Source organism: Paenarthrobacter sp. YJN-5 (assembly GCF_015040095.1).
Lineage (GTDB): Bacteria > Actinomycetota > Actinomycetes > Actinomycetales > Micrococcaceae > Arthrobacter > Arthrobacter ureafaciens.
In genome coordinates, this window is sequence record NZ_CP053544.1 from 1 (window position 1) to 18,467 (window position 18,467).

Consider the following 18,467-nt stretch of genomic DNA (forward strand, 5'->3'; position numbering starts at 1 on the left):
GCGCGGAACGTCTGTGGATTCAGGAGTCGCGTTGCTGCTGCTTGATGCGGTTGGTCAGCTCGGTGACCTGGTTGTAAATCACACGGCGCTCGGCCATCAGTTCGCGAATCTTGCGATCGGCGTGGATGACGGTGGTGTGGTCGCGTCCACCCAGTTCCTGTCCGATCTTGGGCAGGGACATGTCTGTCAGCTCACGGCAGAGGTACATGGCGATCTGCCGGGCCGTCACCAGCGTCCGGGTCCGGGACTTGCTGCAGAGCTCTTCCATGCTGAGTTTGAAGTAGTCAGCTGTCTGGTCGAGGATCTGCTTCGCAGTGATTTCCTGGGCGCCGTCGTCGGTGATCAGGTCCTTGAGGACCATCTCGGCCAATGCCACATCCACCGGCTGCCGGTTCAGGCTGGCGAAGGCGGTCACGCGGATGAGCGCACCTTCGAGCTCACGGATGTTGCTGGAAATCTTGGACGCGATGTACTCCAAGGCGTCGTCCGGCGCTGAAAGACCCTCGCTCAGGCCCTTCTTGCGGAGGATGGCGATGCGCGTTTCGAGTTCAGGCGGCTGGATGTCCGTGAGGAGACCCCATTCAAACCGTGAAGTCATCCGGTCTTCGAACCCTGCCAGCATCTTGGGCGGCTGGTCCGAGGTGATGACCACCTGCTTGTTGGCGTTGTGCAGGGCGTTGAACGTGTGGAAGAACTCTTCCTGCGTACGGTCCTTGCCGGCCAGGAACTGGATGTCATCGATCAGCAGCACATCCACGTTCCGGTACGTGGTCTTGAAGCTGGTGCCTTCATCATCACGGATGGAGTTGATGAAGTCGTTGGTGAACTCTTCGGAGTTGACGTAGCGGACGCGGATGCCGCTGTAGAGGCGCCGGGCATAGTGGCCGATGGCGTGCAGCAGGTGGGTCTTGCCCAGGCCCGAGTCTCCATAGATGAAGAGCGGGTTATAGGCCTTCGCGGGCGCCTCGGCTACGGCAACGGCTGCCGCATGGGCAAAGCGGTTGGATGAACCGATCACGAAAGTGTCGAAAATGTACTTCGGGTTCAGGCGTCCGAATTCATGGGAGGTGCTGGGAGGAGTCGGCTGCGGCTTCGGCTCCGCGGCCAGGTCCGGAACAGGGGAAAGCTCGACGGCGGGTTCCGGCTCCTCGTGGACCGGCACCAGATCGGTATCAACGTCGATCGCGCAGCGGATGTCATCGGAGAAGACATTGCGCAGGGCATCATCCAGGGCGTCCTTGACCTGCGTCTGGAGGACTTCGCGGGTGAGCTCGTTGGGAACGGCCACCAACAGGGTGGAACCGATCAGGCCCTGGGCCTGGGCGAGGATGACGAAACCGCGCTGTCGGGGAGATACCCGGTCATCTTGCTCCAGCAGGCTCAGCACCCGGCGCCAGGAACTTCCGACAGTATTGGCGTGGTTGGCTTCGTCTACTGTCATCAATGTGTTCCTAAATACTTGCTTGCCTGCGTTGCTGGCAGCCGAACGGCATCCGGCTGGTACGTGTTCCATGGATTAATCCACAGAGTTATGCACAGCGGGTGGACAATGGGCTACTGAGCCACTCTAGGGGATGATTTCTCTAGAAGATAGCTGGGAAGTTGCTTGTGGATAATTACACCGTTGTTGTTCCTGATCGGTGGCTGTGAGCCAGTTCATCCACAGGCTGATGCCGGTCGTTTGCCACAGTTGTGGACAGCTTCAGGGCGGCCCTCCGGTTTGACTGGGGGTCCATTTTTGCCCTAACGTTGTGAAGTCCTTTGTGTCCGCTTTTGAGATCAGTTGCATCTCCGTACGTTTACCGTGCGAGAGGCAGCGGCGGCGGCCACATACAAAACTTAGCGTCGGCCAGTTCTTCCCCTTTTGATCGGGTGGGCGCACCTTTGATCCACTGGAGTAACTAACGTGAGCAAGCGGACTTTTCAGCCGAATAACCGCCGTCGGGCCAAGAAGCACGGCTTCCGCCTTCGTATGCGCACCCGTGCCGGCCGCGCCATCCTGGCTGCCCGTCGCGGCAAGGGCCGCGTCGAGCTGTCGGCTTAAATAACTGACTTGTCGGCCAGGGTCCTCTCGGGGGTTCGTCGGTGCTAGCCACCCCAAACCGCCTTCGGACGTCTACCGACTTTTCAACAACTGTACGTTCCGGCGTCCGTAATGGACGCCGGAACTTAGTGTTATATACGGCTCCTATCGGGGCCGGGGAGCCGAGTCGTATCGGCTTCATTGTCTCCAAAGCCGTCGGGAACGCCGTGACCAGGAACCTCGTTAAGAGGAGACTGAGAGAAGCAGGCGCGCTGTCCTTGCAAACGCATGGAACGGGCCTGGCGGTCGTAGTCCGTGCACTGCCGGCAGCTGCAACCGCCAGCTGGGAGCAGTTGCTGAATGATTACAACGCCGCATTGGCAGTGACGACGAAGCGATTAAGTGGCTCAGCTCCACGCAACGCTTCGCAGGACCGCAACGGCACCACTACGGAAGGGACACCGCGTGCATAACCATAGTGCCGCCGTCGTTCCTTCCTCCGGCGACCCCGGGAACGAGGTTCCCGCTCCAACCTGGCTGGCCACAGTCGGCCGGTTTGTTTGGGACCTGCCACGGAACGTCCTCATTCTCCTGCTGAAGGCCTACCGCAAGGTGGTTTCGCCCCTGTACGGCCAGGTATGCCGTTTCTTCCCGTCGTGTTCGGCCTATGCGCTGGAGGCGGTCACGGTGCATGGCGCCGTGAAGGGCAGCTGGCTCGCAGCCAAAAGGCTCGCCAAATGCCACCCTTGGAATGCCGGTGGAGTGGACCATGTCCCCGCCGGCCATCGTCATTGGCCGGAAGGCCGGACGCCCACAATTGTTGTACTGAACAACCCGGACCAGTTCCTGGCTGCTCAGGCTGATGAAGAAGGCCGCCCGGCGGCCTGACGAATAGGGATATCGTATGGACTTCTTTGAAACAATCATGTTTCCGTTCAAGTGGCTGGTGTCAATCATCATGGTTGGCTTCCACGAGGGACTGAGCTTCCTTGGAATGCCCGCAGCGAACGGCTGGACCTGGACCCTGTCCATCATTGGTCTGGTGCTGGTTATCCGTGCCGCCCTGATCCCTGTTTTCGTCAAGCAGATCAAAGCCCAGCGCGGCATGCAGCTCCTGCAGCCCGACTTGAAGAAACTGCAGACCAAATACAAGGGCAAGACGGACCAGCTCAGCCGCCAGGCGATGGCGCAGGAGCAGATGGCCCTGTACAAGAAGCACGGCACAAACCCGTTCTCCGCGTGCTTGCCGATGCTGATCCAGATGCCGTTCTTCTTCGCCCTGTTCCAAGTGCTGTCCGGGATCTCCACCAACGCCAAGGCCGGCCAGGGCATTGGTGCCATGAGCCACGAGCAGGTAGTGCAGTTCGACCAGTCGAGCATCTTTGGTGCACCGCTGTCCGCTTCCCTGCTGCACGGCGACCCCAGCGGCAGCGGCAGCGCAGTTGCTGTGTGGGTGCTGTCCATCATCATGATCCTTGCCATGACTGCATCGCAGTTCATCACGCAGAAGCAGATCATGGCCAAGAACATGTCCGAGGAAGCACTCGCCAGCCCGTTCATGCGCCAGCAGAAGATGATGCTCTACATCCTGCCGCTCGTCTTCGGCATCGGTGGCATCAACTTCCCGATCGGTGTCCTCATTTACTGGACTACCACCAACCTCTGGACCATGGGCCAGCAGTTCTTCGTCATCCGCCGTATGCCCACCCCGGGTTCCCCCGCCGCCAAGGCGCTGGAGGAACGCCGCGCTGCCAAGGGCCTGCCGCCGCTGGCCGGCAAGAAGAACGACGACGCCGAGGCTGGCGCCGCCGCTGCTGCCGCCGAGGCACGGGCGCAGCGCGTCCAGCCGCAACGTAAGAACAGGAAGAAGAAGTAATGTCTGCTGAGAGCACCGAGGAAGTAACCGACGCCGTGACTGAGGCCCAGGACGACGCCCAGGAAGAGACCCTGTCCAAGACTGCCAGCCGTTTGGAAGAGGAAGGCGATATTGCCGCCGACTACCTTGAGGAACTCCTTGACATCGCAGACATCGACGGTGACATCGACATCGAGGTCCGCAATGGCCGGACCTACATCTCCATTGCTGCCGAAGAGGAATCACCCGCGCTGGAAAGCCTTGTAGGCCGTGACGGTGAAGTACTCGAGGCCCTGCAGGAGCTGGCCCGCCTCTCCGTACTTTCCGCTACCGACAGCCGCTCCCGGTTGGTGCTGGACATCAACGGATACCGCAAGGACCGCGCCGGGGTCCTTCAGCAGATCGCAGAGGACGCAGTTGCCAAGGTGAAAGAGAACGGTGGAACCGTTGCGCTGGAACCGATGAGCGCGTACGAGCGCAAAATTGTCCACGACGCCGTCGCCGACCTCGGATTCGTTTCCGAGTCTGAAGGCGAAGGCGCCGGACGTCACATCGTGGTCTCGGCTGACTAACGGCCCATGGTAGAAATCTCCGCAACAGAACTACAGGCGGCCGAGAAGATTTTCGGGGAGCGCCTGGATCTTGCCAAGCGCTACGTTGAACATTTGGCCACCTCCGGCATTGAACGCGGCCTCATCGGTCCCCGGGAAGTTCCGCGTCTGTGGGGTCGGCATGTGCTGAACTGTGCCGTCATTGAGTCCGCGATCGCAAAAGACAGTCACGTGGCCGACGTCGGTTCCGGGGCTGGACTTCCCGGCCTGTGTCTGGCCATTGCACGTCCTGATCTCGAGCTCACCCTGATTGAGCCACTGGAACGCCGTGTGATTTGGCTCCAGGAAGTTGTTGACGATCTTGGACTCGACAACGTCACCGTGATGCGTACCCGTGCCGAGCTTGCAGTGGGTCTGGTTGATGCGGACGTTGTGACTGCCCGCGCCGTCTCTGCCCTGAGCAATTTGGCTGGCCTTACCATCCCGTTGCTCAACGGAAAGGGAGAGGTCGTGGCCATCAAGGGGCGCAGCGCAGCCGAGGAGATCGATAAGGCCAAGAAGGTCATTCGTAAGCTTGGCGGCGTAGAAACGTCGGTTGTGGTGTGCGGACAGGAGCTTTTGGAGGAACCCACCACCGTGGTGAGGATCATCGTCAACAAGCCCGGAAAGAGAGCTTAGCCACCGCTGGGTTTCCCGCGTGTCGGCGGCTGAGCAGTTAGGCTAGAGAACGGCAGCAAGCGCCGAATGAGAGTGAGAGTGTGACCAGTGGGCAGTAGCGAAACCTCCACGCAGCGGATCCCCCCTTTTATGTCGTTGGGGTCCGCGCGGTCTATTGCCACACCGCCGAGCACGCTGCAGCCTGCTTCCGTTCGCACGAATTCGGTTGATAAGGCGGTTTCACGTGAAACTGTGGCCGATGATGGTCCGAACGTTATGGACTCGATCGACGATTCAAGCCCCATCGCACGCCAATTGGCGAACGAGACCCGGCGGCGGGAACGTTTGATCGGACGGCAGTTGCCCAAACCTGAGCGCACCAGGATCTTCACGGTATCCAATCAAAAGGGTGGCGTCGGCAAGACCACCACCACGGTCAATATCGCTGCGGCCCTCGCGTCTGCCGGCCTGAATGTGCTGGTCATCGACATCGATCCCCAGGGCAATGCCTCCACCGCCCTCGGCATCGAGCACCATGCTGATGTTGACAGCATTTATGACGTACTCATCAACGACCTTCCCCTGAAGGACGTAGTGGCACCGTGCCCGGACATCCCCAACCTGTTCTGCGCTCCGGCCACTATTCACCTTGCCGGTGCGGAGATCGAGCTTGTGTCCCTCGTGGCCCGCGAACAGCGCCTGCGCCGCGCGATCGACGTCTACGCGAAAGAACGCGAAAAGAACGGCGAAGGCCGCCTCGACTACATCTTTATTGATTGCCCTCCCAGCCTGGGCCTGCTGACAGTGAACGCATTCTGTGCAGCCAGCGAAGTACTGATTCCCATCCAGTGTGAGTACTACGCCCTGGAAGGTCTGAGTCAACTGCTGAAGAACATCGAAATGATTCAGAAGCACCTCAACGCTGATTTGGTGGTTTCCACCATCCTGCTGACCATGTATGACGGTCGGACGAACCTGGCGGCACAGGTCGCCTCCGAGGTGCGCCAGCACTTCCCCCAGCAGGTTCTTAGCGCCGTAGTTCCTCGGTCTGTGCGTATCTCCGAAGCGCCGAGCTACCAGCAAACAGTGATGACATACGATCCCTCGTCCAGCGGCGCGCTCTCCTACATGGAAGCCGCTGCTGAAATCGCAGAACGCTAGAATTCTTGAAACACTGCAAGAGCCTGGGCTACTACACGCTCGGCTATTCCATCGGAGGGAAGAACTAATGAGCGAAAAGCGAAGAGGCCTTGGCAGGGGTCTTGGGGCTCTCATTCCCAGCTCGGCCTCCGCCGGGGTCCAAGGAGCTGGCGCTTCGCCGTCCCGTCCTGTTGATCTGTTCTTCCCTGATGCCCGGAAAGCTCCGGAGCCGGAATCTGTTTCCGCGCCGGCCGAAGCGGGCAACGATGCTTCAGGGGGTTCGGCCAGACGAGCAGCAGTTTCGAAGACTGGCTCGTCCAAGTCCAGCGCTAAATCGGATGCCAAGGCTCCGACCAAGAAGACGGCTGCTGCGACAGGATCGTCTTCGACGGTCTCTTCCAAGCAGGCAGCTTCGGCGTCTGCTCCGGAAGCTTCAGGTGAAAGCCCGACGACCGCCCTGCCGGAAGCAAGCGCTTCACCCGCATCCACCGAACCGCAGACCGACCTGGTGGAGGTTCCGGGAGCACGTTTCGCGGAAATCCCTGTCACGGACATTCACCCGAACCGAAAGCAGCCCCGTTCCGTCTTCGATGAGGACGACATGGCAGAGCTTGTGCACTCGGTCAAGGAAATCGGTGTCCTCCAGCCAATTGTTGTACGTACTTCAACCGAAAAGGGTGGAGAACCGTATGAGTTGGTCATGGGTGAGCGTCGGTGGCGTGCTGTGCAGGCCGCCGGTCTGGACACCATCCCTGCGATCGTCCGTGACACCACCGATGATGACCTCCTCCGGGACGCACTTCTGGAGAACCTCCACCGGAGCCAGCTGAATCCTTTGGAAGAAGCCGCCGCTTACCAGCAGCTCCTTGAGGACTTTGGAACGACGCACGAACAATTGGCTGACCGCATCGGCCGGTCCCGTCCGCAGGTCTCCAATACTCTTCGCTTGCTGAAGCTTCCGCCCCTGGTGCAGCGCAGGGTTGCCGCCAACGTTTTGTCCGCAGGGCATGCGCGTGCATTGCTGTCCCTGCCGGACGCGGCCGCGATGGAAAGGCTCGCCCAAAAGATTGTGGCTGAGGGCATGTCCGTGAGGGCCACAGAGGAAGCAGTGGCGCTTTACCAAGAGCCTGCTGCGCCCACCAAGAATTCAATTCCCAAGCCCAACGCACGGCACGAACGGTTGGACTACTTGGCCTCGTCCTTGTCTGATCGCCTGGATACGAATGTGAAGATCACTCTTGGCGCCCGCAAGGGACGAGTGAGCATTGAGTTCGCCAGCGTGGAAGATCTCAACCGGATTATGGATGTGTTGAGTCCGGGGGCAGAAGGCTAGAAGCTCCATATCATCGGAAAAGGGTTCACTTCATTGGAGTGGGCCCTTTGACGTCTCCGAGCATCCCCGCACGAGGGGCCTAGTGTTAAGGCTTGCGGTTGCTTTTGAGTGATGTGGAGTAACGGGCATTGCCGGCGGCGCTTGTTGAATCCAAAGCGCCATTGGTTTTTAACGTCAGGGCCAATTTGCGCGCTCATCACGGAAGCTTCCAAGTAGGCGGGTTGTGTACGTCCATGGGGTCCCTAGACCGTCTCTCGTGTCCGGCGGGCTGTCGGAGCGTGGCTGAACCCGCATAAGCCGCTCTGTGGGCGGCCAGGACCGCGTTCTAAGGCGTGAGTGAGGTGTCCATCCACTCCGGAACCTCCATCGAGGCCGCCTGTGGCGGGCGCAAGTATGAGCTCTACGGGCTGCAGCGTGGTTGAAGCCCTAACTCCTGCGAATGCACTGATTGAGTGCCTTAGCGTGAGGGCTGGAGATCCCTTTGGTGCGGATAGTGCACACTGCGCTCGACTCCTGCAGTTTTGATTCACCCAGCGCGGGAGTTACTCTCGCCGAGGATGAGCGTTTCACGTGAAACCAAGGACGCCTTTTGCGCTCGTTTCACGTGAAACAACGATGATTCTTATCGGATGGGACGGCTGTCTCGGTTGCGCTAGGTGGTCCCCTTGACTATGCCGGCCCGGTTGCGTTGTCAACGCTGATCCGACTAAGTCTGTTGTGCGGGCCGTCCTCGCCTTATGTGACCACCTGGTTCAGCCTGTCGTGCGGGAAAGTTCGTCCATCGTGTGAGACGAGGTCATTGGAATGTCCCTTGGAGGCACAATCATCAGCCCACAATGCTGCTCAGGCATGTCCTGCTGCCGTGTGCCGACTCCCTGAGTAGTCTGGTTCGCCCTGTTTTGCTCATCTTTACGGTCATGGGCGGTTCGAGATGAGGCCGAACTGCTGTGAGAGCGCACTGACTATCCTTTGCCACTACTCTGCAGACATATGTTTCACGTGAAACATGGATCATTTGCTCCGGATGATTCAATCGACGTCGGTGGCTGGCTAGTTCAGAGAAGTGCACCGTAGGGCCTGGAGCGGGGCTTCTCGGAAGTCCGCATACGTCACGCCGCAAGCTAGCAGGTTTCGTCGTCCTAGCCATCGCTGGGGTCTCCCCGAAGCGTGCTCCAGACGCCTGCAGACGTTCCTGACCAACTTCTTGGCGGCCTACGCCGCCCACCTTTTAGGCGCCCTCAGGCAAGAACCACTCCATACGCTGATCCCGGGGCCGGACGCGCCAGCGCAGGATGCTCGTACCAAGCAGGGTTCCTCGAGGCTGTTTCACGTGAAACGTTCGGCCGAGGACTACCAGAGCTTAGTGGATGAATGCATGACCATGTCTGCAACTTGCCTTCGACTTACTGCAGCCCCTGCTTGATGGTCCGCTGCAATGCCCCATCAGCGTAGCCATGCCTAGGTTTCACGTGAAACGTAGTCGGAGACAGTGGTTTTTGAGCTCGAGATTGAGATCCGCGATCAGAGGCTTGAAGGTAGCGAAATACTCGTTCATTAGTAGAGCATCGCTCGACCATCTCTGAAGGGCTGCGGCCAGCCGTTCCACGACACCGGAGGACTGGGTGAGGATAAGAGATGCCGTGGGCGTGGAAGGGATTCGCCGGTAAGAAGCACCATAGTTCGCTGGAGAATCCCTCGGGCTGTAGCCTTAGGACTCGATGCTCCGACTGAGCCAGCCCTCAGGCCCTGGAACGCAGGAATGCTCCTTTGTGGATGGGGCCGACGAGGTCGGAAGAAGGCCGTGCAGTACGAGCCGACCGTGCAAAGGCCGCTCTGAGGCGCAAGGCAGGGCCCCCGGGCGTAGCTGGGTCCTGGTCACAGGCCGCGGCTCCCCCGAGCGTGACTGGTCCCTTCTTAGGGCGCCCGTGCAGGCGACTCCCCTAGGCGTGGCCGCGGCTGATGCGAAATACTAAGGATTAGCTGCTGCGATACGCACGCGCCGTTGAGTCGGCTGGGCGCAACCCAGAGAGCGCGTAGCCTGAACCATCCTCAGCAGCGCTACTAGCGATTAGCTGTCATTGCTATTTGAGGAACCGCAGCTTCGAGTTTCTCTGGAGCCTAGAGATGATGGGGTTTTGGTGAGTCGACCCCAGAATCGTCGGACGCTCTTACGCCTCTCAACGCGCGGGACAGTGATGGTACGCGGTGCGATACTGGGAGCCTCTACGTCTGATGCGATATTGCATTGACCGTGCCCAGCCTCGGGTGGACGCTCCCCCGGAGGATGGCTGCGTAGGTACTCGGAAGATCAGGCGATATGTCGGGGAGTTGAGGAAAGCCCGCCTGCCTGACGACTGCCCGTCTGCTTGACGTCTGCCTGGATGCCCTACATGGGTCTAGTTGCCTTACGTGTGCCCAGACGATGGCGGTGGGCGGGCTCGAGCTTGGCGGTATCTCCTGCGCACCCGTCTGACGTCCTCCGCATAAGAGAGCTGCGGCATTGTGCCCACTTCTGTGGCTTGGTCCCAGAGCTCCTACCACCTTCCTTTGCCGGCGGCGCCATTCCTGGCGGCTTGATGTGGGCCTGACGGCGTGAGGTGAGCCCGTGAAAGATCTGATGTCGTGAGGTAGGTCTCAGTGATGAGGTAGAGATGATGTGAGCGTCCTGGCGTATCTGCTAACGACCGCCGACGTGGCCTAGCTTGGGTTTGGGACTGGGCGGTACATGCCGCTGTACCGTAGCCTGTGGCCCTGCTTCCGATGTTTCACGTGAAACAGCATCTGGTGGCGAAGAGCAGAGACCGACGCCCGCATACGAGCCCCGCAGGACTGCATGTGGATAGCAGCCGGCTCATACCGTCCGGCCGTGGATAAGCCTGTGGATAACCATGGGGATAAGACATGAGTTCATGTGAGCTCACCGGGCACGTCGTCACTGGGGTGCTATGACGGGAAGGGCTCAACGAACACCCGTGGGTCGATGTCCACGTTTGCCCACGGCTGCAAGGTTTGATCGCTCCGCCTTACGCCGTCTGCTAAGGCGAAATCAGCTGTATTCTGAGGAAATTGTGGCACCTGACGTCGAGTCCTGCGTCTGAGCGCCTGGGGCCAGCCCGATGCGGATATACAGCGAACCGAGGGCGGTGCTGACATGTGGGCAGGTGGATGTGTCGGATCGTTAAGACCGCGTGGATAAGCCTGTGGATAACCTTGTGAATAACTCGGGTCCGACGTGTGGATACTCATACGGTGTTTGCGGTCACCTAGGGCTCGGTGGACGGGTAAGCTCGGAGCGATCCGGCCTACTTGAATGACTGCAGTGACGACCACAGCCAAGTGGAGCTCACCCTCGGGGCCGGGAAACTCCCCCGGCTAATGGGTGGAGGTGAAGCAGGACCGCGTGCGGAATGCAGGACGGTACGACAACCCTAGGTGGCCCGAACCGTGGTACCAAGAATGAGCAGGAGTAGTTGTTGTCCCTCATCACAATGATCGGATGTCTCATAAGCGGCCTCGTCTGCGCTTATCCAGGTACTTCATAACAATTCTCGACCCGAGGGAGGCAGCCTCGGCGAGCCGACGGTTACGTGACCCATCCTAGGCCGGCACTGGGGCTCCATCAAGGCAGGGTTCTCCAAGGGTGTTCGTCCCCCGCGCACCTTGATGTTTCACGTGAAACAAGAGTGGCAGGCAGTCACTTGATTCGGATCTGAAGTGCCTAGCTGAGCAGGCTGCGGATCCCAGCCCACATCTCGACGCGACTTCGACGCGCTGGCACGTGGCTCCGGGTGATGCCACGTAATGTGTAGCCGTGGATGAAATGCCACGCCACAGGCGGCATTCCACCATCAGGACCGGGCACATCCGGCCCTAGGGCGGCCCTGGAGACAGAGCGATTCAACCGTCAATGCGAGTAACGAAGCTATCGAGCTGTTCGCTGTTAGGGCTGTGGAGACCATCGGTTTCCTTGCCCTCGAGTTCGACCAAGGCACCTCTGACATGTGCCGGCTCCGTGACAGGCCGGCCTATAGATGCTAATGAAGGACTCGCGTCCAATTCGTCGTCGTAAGAGCTGGCGGGTGTCTCCCCCTTGCCCGGACCGGTAGGAATGCAGCCGCACGGATCCTCCATCTCCGTTGTAAGACGCCAGAATACGAAGGCCGAAACGCCGGTGTACTTTGGGCTTGAGTTAGCTGGAGCGGCACAGCGCGGGGTCCCCCGCTTCAGGGCTTGATCCGGACGGAGGCGCCGGGGACAGAGCGGCGCCACCCGTTTACTCTCGACAGTCTGCATATTGGGTCCACCTATGTTTCACGTGAAACAGGCGATTCACGTGGCGGGGTTCAAGGAAAGCCGGTATCTTCTGCTTGTGCGTTGGTGGTGAGACGGCCGTTTGGAACTCGGAGCCCACATTGGGTAATGCCTGGGTGAAACCGTCACATCACATGTGCCCCTTAGGCCCGCTTGAGCGTATCTCAAGGTGGAGTACGGGAAGGAGTGGTCCATTTGGCGGGCCCGCTGACTATTGGGCTGGCCGAGTTCCGCTTCTCTGATGCCAGCCGCTCAGTAGAGCTGTCGTGATCCACTGCGAGCCGGGTGAAAACTCGTTGTAGTGGCATCAGCATGGCTACTTGAGGCTCGGACACGACGCGGATTCTGTTTCAGCTCGACACAAGACGCTGCAGTTGATGCTCTCCTGCCGGAGGAACCGACTCTCTAGGCGCTTGAACGGACCCGGAAACCTGGGTTTGATGCAGCGCTACGACGAGAGCACCCTTCTCTCACGTTGCCTGCTGCGCACGTATCCAGGCGGTGTAGGGAGGGTCGCCGATCTATGCACGGCATTCGATGCAGAAGACACCGTCCGGGTCGGGCCCCGATGTGCGGCCAAGTAGAGGTTCCGCGGAATACCTGAAGGGAGGCTTAGCTTGTCCATGCGTAGTAGTTCCTGGCATGGCTATGGCGGGCGGGGCCACGGTAACGCGTGCGCTGTGTGCATCTTGGGTCAGGCGCGTTCCGATTTTTCTCAAGTTCGGCACCGGTTTAGAGTCATCGGTTGCCCGCGAAGATCAGTTCCCCGCGTTCAGACGGAGTGCGCCTGATTCAGGGCACTTTGTGGAGTCCGAGGTAAATCGCGCTGTTAGCGGGGCCAATCACTCGGTCGAGAAGCGTGCGCTCGAGCTTACACGGACAATTGGCGCATTGTTTCACGTGAAACGCGCCCCTTCGCCTATTACTCTGGACGATTTTCAAGCTTTTGGTGCTTATTTCGAGGAACACATAATGAAATCCCGAGCAGTCAATAGGGCTCGAGCGCAGCGCGGGATGCTCTTTTTGCTGCGATCTGAAGCGACGCTGACGGCAGACAGGAATATGTTTCACGTGAAACCGGATATCGCAGCACATAGCTGGCTGGTACTGACTGACTAGTTCCTACCGTGACAACACGCTTCTCGTTGGTCGAGCATGCCCGAGTAAGGCGGTGAAGTGATTGCAGGAATGCCGTAGCAATTCTTGGGGTGCTTTTGGGAGGACGCATCACATAGAAGACTTAAGCGCGGGGCACCTCAGCTAGAGGCCAGACGCATAGGGCGCATCCCACGATCCAGCGAGTAGATCTCCCATAAGGCAGCCAAGCGGAGCGACTTGCATGGTGCGAGCTGCGCCACGAGGACGCGTTGGCCCGATCTTGGCGGAAGAGTCGACAAGTCATGACCGTCCGCGGGCCCTGAAGAGCGGTTGGCATTGAATCACCAAGAACGCTCTCGGACCCCGGGAGGCGTTAAGTGGCGTCGAGACCTCCCGCAGGAGCGCACCGGAAAATCATCACCCCCCGACTATCCTCTGCGGTCTACCTTTGCGGAACCGCGGCTGGCCCAGGAGCTCTGAACGAAGCTACTCTCATGAGCCGGCGAAAGACTGCGCAGCCTGGACGTCCACGTGGACCGTTTCACGTGAAACCACCCACCACGATTCAGCAGCACCTTGACCGAGATGCAGCCGCTCCACGCGTTTGACGGCCATACGGGTACCTCCTACCCATCCAAACACCAGGCCACTCAGGAGAAGCTTGACCACGGCATCGAGCACGCAAAATAACCCGAAGTGAACTTATTTCAAAGAAAAACAACAAAGGCCGGCGGCTCCACTCCCGTAGGAGCGGAACCGCCGGCCTTCTGAGCCCGGAAGACTAGGACAGTACGTCCGCGAATTCCTTTTCAAAGAACTGCTTCGGCTTGGCGCCGATGACGGTGCTCTTCACTTCGCCTCCGCTGAACAGGTATACAGCGGGAATGGAAGTGATGCCGTACTCGGCGGCGATGGCGGGGTTGTCGTCTACGTTCAGTTTCACGACGTCCACCTTGTCGCCGTACTCGACAGAGATCTCATCGAGGATCGGGCCGAGCTTGCGGCAGGGACCGCACCACTCTGCCCAGAAGTCGACGATGACAGGCTTCTCGGAAGCCAGGACATCGGTGCTGAAGCTTGCGTCGGTAACGTCTTTAGCGTTGCTCATAACTCTTCCCTTCTTTTGGTTGCGATGAAGCTTAGGAGTTCAGGTCGGCCAGGTAGTGCTCTACATCCAAGGCAGCTACACAACCGGAGCCGGAGGCGGTGATTGCCTGGCGGTACGTGGGGTCGATGACGTCGCCGGCAGCGAAGACACCCTTGATGCTCGTGCGTGAACTACGGCCCTCAACAGCGATGGTGCCCTCAGGAGTCAGTTCCACCTTCCCCTTCACCAGGTCGGTGCGGGGATCGTTGCCGATAGCCACGAAGACACCGGTGACAGCGAGTTCGGACTCAGTACCGTCAACCACGTTCTTCAGCTTCAGCCCGGTGACCTTTTCGCCGCCGAGAACATCCTCGACTGCGGTGTTCCACAGGAAGTTGATCTTCTCGTGGGCTAGAGCACGGTCGGCCATGATCTTGGAAGCCTTGAGGGTATCGCGACGGTGCACCACCGTGACGGACTTGGCGAACTTGGTCAGGAACAATGCTTCTTCCATAGCAGAGTCGCCACCGCCAATAACAGCGATGTCCTGATCCTTGAAGAAGAAACCGTCACAGGTTGCACACCAGCTGACACCGTGGCCGGAGAGGCGCTTTTCGTTCTCCAAGCCCAGCTCGCGGTAGGCAGAACCGGTGGACAGGATAATGGCCTTGGCCTGGAAGGTCTCCTCCGTCCCGATCGTGACCTTCTTGATGTCGCCGTCGAGATCCAGCGCAGTGACGTCCTCGAAGAGGATCTCGGTACCGAAACGTGCGGCCTGCTTCTCGAAGTTTTCCATGAGATCCGGGCCCATGATGCCCTCGGGGAACCCAGGGTAGTTCTCAACGTCAGTGGTGTTCATGAGTTCGCCACCTGCGGTGACGGAACCGGCGATGAGCAGAGGCTTCATGTTGGCACGAGCCGTGTATACGGCAGCTGTGTAGCCGGCCGGGCCTGAGCCTACGATGATGACGTCACGCACCTGCGATGCGTTGTTTTCTGCAATGCTCACGTGGCGTGAACCTCTTTCCTGATCGATGCTGCGGCTTTCGGGGCAGCCACCTGACTCAACCCCGGCAACTGTTCAAATATTCCGTTGCTTCAGGGGACGCGAAGGGACCCCAAAAGCCACCATCATTCAGGGTACCGGTTGAAGGGTCGCTGAATCGAAGCGGTGACGGCAATGTAAGTCGCAGTAGGGGCCGTTCTGACGAATTGTCATGTCTCAGGACCTTGTAGACACTTCATGTCTCATGACTTCGTAGACACTTGATGTCTCATGGCTTCGTGGACAGTTCGTTCGATGGTGTGGGGTTCCGGTTTTTGAGCTGTGGGTAGATGGTTCGTTTGGTGCGTGTGCCTCGGGGGTCGGCTGCGACTCCTGTGGGTTTGCCGTTGCCGACGTAGGTGGTTCCTTGTGGTGGTCTGGGGTGCGTGATGATCTCGGTGCCTTGGGCTCCGAAGAACATGATGGTGGTGTCGTCGTAGAGGATGTGCACGGTGGTGCCGGTATGTTCCTTGCCCATTTTGAAATGGGTGCCCAGGATCGTCACGGACCCGTTTCTGTTCACTGTCCGTTGCGCGCTTCGCCTGTCCGGACGGGGCGCGAGCGGTTCAGGGGCCGCTGGCGGGGACGTCTTGGGGGTGGCGTTCCAGGCTTCACGGGGTGTCATTGCGTTGGGCAGGCCTTGGTGTTCGCGTTCGTTGTTGTAGTAGAGATCGAAGGCGTCCACCTGTGACTGGAGGGCGGCCATAGAGGTTGCCGGTGGCTGCCGGTGAAGGTAGCGGTGCAGGGTCCGGTGGAACCGTTCGTTCTTGCCTTGGGTGGTCGGTTTGTAGGGTTTGCCTGTGATCGGTTCGATGCCTTTGGCTTTGAGGAACTCCACAAGCGCACCGGTGCGACCGCGGCGTGTGGGATTCAGTGCCGCACCGTTGTCGGAGAGGAATCGTTGCGGTGTCCCGTGGCGTTCGATCGCTTGCGTGACAACGGCGATCGCAGCGGCGCTGGTTTCCCCGGCTGCGACCAGGGACGCCAGTGCCAGACGTGAATGATCGTCGACGAGCTGGAAGATCGCTACCTTCTGTCCGCCGGCGAGTTGCCATTCGGTCGAGTCGATCTGCCAACAGGCGTTCGGCTGGGGATAGACGAACCTTTTGTACGCGCTTCGTGGTTTCTTTCTGGGCTCGGGCACCACGACACCTGCCCTGACAAAGATCCTGGCCACGGTGGCACGCGAAGGCGGCTTGAAGCCCTGCCTTGCGAGCTTCGCGATAACGGAGAGCGGGCCGTAATCAAACCCGCTCTCCTGAAGTTCTGCACGGGTACCGAGCAGCAGTTCGATCATGATCGGAGCCGTGACAGTGGGCATGGACTTCGGAAGCGGGGGCTTTTTCTCCAACGCCTTCACTGGTCCCACTTCCGAAGCCGCTGCCCGGACCCGGTAAAACCACGCCCGGGAGACATTGTGCTTCCTGCAAAAAGCCGAGACCGCGCCCCTAGGCGAATCCTCGGGCCACGTCGCGACAGCATGCCGAATCCTGATATCCGGCTGGGATTTACTCATGAACAGCAGCAAACCCGCCAGCAAAGTGTCCACGATGTCATGAGACAGAGTGTCTACGAAGTCATGAGACAGAACTGTCTATTAAGTCATGAGACTCCACAGCCGTTCTGACGAATCAAAACGGCCCCTATTGCGACTTAGTTGGGTGGAGCTACTGGACGGTGACCTCAGCCAACCGCAGTCCGTAGCCGAACCGGGTCTTGGGCGCAGCCAGCTTGGGCAGCGACTTGATGACCACAATGACGTACTGGGTCTGTGTCGGCGCCGCCAGTGGCATGGTCAACTCAGGCGACGTGAAGCTGTTGGTGCCCACCAGCTTGGCGCCATCCATCGCCGGACGGTCGTTGGTGAAGACGCTGATGCTGCCGCCGGATCCGCCCAGCTGGTTAAGGACAACCGACTTAACCTCTGCCGGTTCCTTGAGCTTGATGACGAGCGGCATCTCCCCCGAGAGTCCGCCCCAGTCCGGAGTAGCGAATTCCATGTCAGACCAGTAGCTGGCAGCGTTGCCGTCGAAGGCCTTGGGCAGATCCTTGTCGAACGTAGCTGCGAAGTCGAAAGTACCGAGGCGGGTGATCGAGTCAACGGCCGGCGGCGCCGAAGGGGCTGAGCTCTCCGTCGGTGTCGGTTCCTGGGACTGGGTGCCCGTAGCCGGCGGCTCGGTGGTGGTTTGGGCAGCCGTAGGCTGGGAGCTCGGCAGGAGGCTGCCCAGATTCGTGACAGCCAGGACCAGACCAACAATGAGCACGGCAGCCAGGAGCCCACCTACCAGCCAGCGCAGCGACCGCGGCTCCTTGGCCGGCGCTTCGTCTTCGTAAACCTCGTCATCGTAGCCTTCGTCCACCACGGCGGCGGAAGCGGGGAAGCTACTTGCTGCACGGTCATATCCGGGGTCGGTGGTGTTTGAACCCGCAGCACCCCCGGCAGCGCCATAGTCTTCCTCGGACCACAGTGACACCTTCGGTTCGGCAGCCGGTTCGCGGGGAGGCTGGGGTGCGGTCTGTGGCTTGCTCACGGGCGCAGGAGGCGGCGAAGAAACCGCCTGGGTCGGCGGCTCCACGTCGTTACCCGCGGCTCCGCTCCCGGCAGCGCCAGCCGCCGCACCGGCGTCGTGGTTCTTGGGACCTGCCTGCTTCAGGGCAGCGGCGGCAGCGGCTCCTGCTGCTCCCGCTCCGGCAGCCGCGGCAGCGATCTTGGCCCCAAAACCCTTTGCGGAACCCGGGCTGGCCTCAGGCCTCGGCGGAACTGCGGGCGCAGCAGGAGCTTCTGCGTCACCTTCCCGGTGGATGGGGTAGCCATCGCGGTCATATTGGATGTACTCGGCCTCGTGCTCGTCGTCCTCGTAGAGGCCGTCATAGGTTTCGGGCTCGTAGGTACGGGACTGGCCGAAGATTTCGCTGCCGAGGGTTTCGGTGAAGAACGGCTCAACGTACGGCGGGTTGGTGGCAACCACCAGGTCCAGGAGATCCGGAGCCGTACTGTGGTTGGTGATCAGGTAGGTGGTGTTGTCGCTGACGCCGAGGTCCAGGATCTGCACGTGGCCAGGACGTTCCCCCGTAGCCACTTCCCGTGCGCTCTGGGCTACCTGCTCTGCGTTTCCCGGCCCGGCAACAAGAATGCTCACGGGACGGTTGAGAACCTGGTCGACGCCGTCGAGCACCAGATCTTGGTCATGCGAGGTCAATACGGTGGCTGTGACTTTATAGCGGCCGCCAAGCACTGATCCGACGTCGATCGGGTGGGACACGTGTTCCTCCTAGGCTGTCCGGGAGCTGCGGGTCCTGCAGGCGGCACGCCCACTGAGCCGGGCCGAACCGCTTTTGCAACTACCAATATTCGTTTCTAGCCTAG

The 18,467-nt window shown here is 60.0% G+C and carries 14 protein-coding genes; 8 read left to right on the forward strand and 6 right to left on the reverse strand.

Annotation, left to right across the window (positions count from 1 at the left end; all coding sequences use genetic code 11):
• Window positions 1-19: 19 nt before the first annotated feature.
• The gene (dnaA, locus tag HMI59_RS00005) at window positions 20-1,441 is read right to left on the reverse strand and encodes a chromosomal replication initiator protein DnaA (protein ID WP_021473165.1); all 1,422 of its coding nucleotides are present in this window, start codon (window positions 1,439-1,441) and stop codon (window positions 20-22) included.
• Between the two features lie 465 nt (window positions 1,442-1,906).
• Between dnaA and rpmH the strand changes: the two genes are divergently transcribed.
• The 8 genes from rpmH (at window position 1,907) to HMI59_RS00045 (ending at window position 7,559) form a co-directional block, all read left to right on the forward strand.
• Entirely contained in the window at window positions 1,907-2,044 is a 138-nt protein-coding gene (gene rpmH / locus HMI59_RS00010; RefSeq protein WP_011776797.1) for a 50S ribosomal protein L34, read from the forward strand.
• A 41-nt stretch (window positions 2,045-2,085) separates the two neighbouring features.
• Window positions 2,086-2,496, forward strand: a complete 411-nt coding sequence (gene rnpA, locus HMI59_RS00015; RefSeq protein WP_079941071.1) for a ribonuclease P protein component — start codon at window positions 2,086-2,088, stop codon at window positions 2,494-2,496.
• Between the two features lie 64 nt (window positions 2,497-2,560).
• Window positions 2,561-2,911, forward strand: a complete 351-nt coding sequence (gene yidD / locus HMI59_RS00020) for a membrane protein insertion efficiency factor YidD (protein ID WP_225740089.1) — start codon at window positions 2,561-2,563, stop codon at window positions 2,909-2,911.
• Window positions 2,912-2,927: 16 nt separating this feature from the next.
• Window positions 2,928-3,899: a membrane protein insertase YidC gene (gene yidC / locus HMI59_RS00025; RefSeq protein ID WP_193592415.1), complete on the forward strand. Its 972-nt coding sequence runs from the start codon at window positions 2,928-2,930 to the stop codon at window positions 3,897-3,899.
• Complete coding sequence (locus tag HMI59_RS00030) at window positions 3,899-4,450, forward strand: R3H domain-containing nucleic acid-binding protein (protein WP_021473162.1); 552 nt, start codon at window positions 3,899-3,901, stop codon at window positions 4,448-4,450. The genes yidC and HMI59_RS00030 overlap by 1 nt, the downstream gene beginning before the upstream one ends.
• 6 nt (window positions 4,451-4,456) lie before the next feature.
• Complete coding sequence (gene rsmG / locus HMI59_RS00035; protein WP_021473161.1) at window positions 4,457-5,107, forward strand: 16S rRNA (guanine(527)-N(7))-methyltransferase RsmG; 651 nt, start codon at window positions 4,457-4,459, stop codon at window positions 5,105-5,107.
• Between the two features lie 87 nt (window positions 5,108-5,194).
• Entirely contained in the window at window positions 5,195-6,247 is a 1,053-nt protein-coding gene (locus HMI59_RS00040) for a ParA family protein (protein WP_276522943.1), read from the forward strand.
• A gap of 67 nt (window positions 6,248-6,314) precedes the next feature.
• Complete coding sequence (locus tag HMI59_RS00045; RefSeq protein WP_193592416.1) at window positions 6,315-7,559, forward strand: ParB/RepB/Spo0J family partition protein; 1,245 nt, start codon at window positions 6,315-6,317, stop codon at window positions 7,557-7,559.
• A 5,901-nt stretch (window positions 7,560-13,460) separates the two neighbouring features.
• Here the strand turns inward: HMI59_RS00045 and HMI59_RS25890 are convergent.
• The 5 genes from HMI59_RS25890 to HMI59_RS00065 form a co-directional block, all read right to left on the reverse strand.
• Window positions 13,461-13,583, reverse strand: coding sequence for a hypothetical protein (locus HMI59_RS25890; RefSeq protein WP_255527634.1), 123 nt, complete (start codon window positions 13,581-13,583; stop codon window positions 13,461-13,463).
• A 166-nt stretch (window positions 13,584-13,749) separates the two neighbouring features.
• Window positions 13,750-14,076 (reverse strand): thioredoxin, encoded by a 327-nt coding sequence (gene trxA, locus HMI59_RS00050; protein ID WP_021473158.1) that lies wholly within the window; start codon window positions 14,074-14,076, stop codon window positions 13,750-13,752.
• Between the two features lie 31 nt (window positions 14,077-14,107).
• Window positions 14,108-15,064: a thioredoxin-disulfide reductase gene (gene trxB, locus HMI59_RS00055; RefSeq protein WP_193592417.1), complete on the reverse strand. Its 957-nt coding sequence runs from the start codon at window positions 15,062-15,064 to the stop codon at window positions 14,108-14,110.
• 265 nt (window positions 15,065-15,329) lie between these two features.
• Window positions 15,330-16,421, reverse strand: a complete 1,092-nt coding sequence (locus HMI59_RS00060) for a DDE-type integrase/transposase/recombinase (protein ID WP_227471477.1) — start codon at window positions 16,419-16,421, stop codon at window positions 15,330-15,332.
• Window positions 16,422-16,767: 346 nt separating this feature from the next.
• Window positions 16,768-18,363 (reverse strand): ABC transporter substrate-binding protein, encoded by a 1,596-nt coding sequence (locus tag HMI59_RS00065; protein WP_193592418.1) that lies wholly within the window; start codon window positions 18,361-18,363, stop codon window positions 16,768-16,770.
• Window positions 18,364-18,467: the final 104 nt, after the last annotated feature.

Excerpts from the sequence above, each read along its gene's own strand:
- HMI59_RS00045 (WP_193592416.1), top strand. The coding sequence starts at position 6,315 with ATGAGCGAAAAGCGAAGAGGCCTTGGCAGGGGTCTTGGGGCTCTCATT.
- HMI59_RS00030 (WP_021473162.1), top strand. The coding sequence starts at position 3,899 with ATGTCTGCTGAGAGCACCGAGGAAGTAACCGACGCCGTGACTGAGGCC.
- dnaA (WP_021473165.1), bottom strand. The coding sequence starts at position 1,441 with ATGACAGTAGACGAAGCCAACCACGCCAATACTGTCGGAAGTTCCTGG.
- rsmG (WP_021473161.1), top strand. The coding sequence starts at position 4,457 with ATGGTAGAAATCTCCGCAACAGAACTACAGGCGGCCGAGAAGATTTTC.
- HMI59_RS00060 (WP_227471477.1), bottom strand. The coding sequence starts at position 16,421 with ATGCCCACTGTCACGGCTCCGATCATGATCGAACTGCTGCTCGGTACC.
- HMI59_RS25890 (WP_255527634.1), bottom strand. The coding sequence starts at position 13,583 with ATGGCCGTCAAACGCGTGGAGCGGCTGCATCTCGGTCAAGGTGCTGCT.
- trxA (WP_021473158.1), bottom strand. The coding sequence starts at position 14,076 with ATGAGCAACGCTAAAGACGTTACCGACGCAAGCTTCAGCACCGATGTC.
- yidC (WP_193592415.1), top strand. The coding sequence starts at position 2,928 with ATGGACTTCTTTGAAACAATCATGTTTCCGTTCAAGTGGCTGGTGTCA.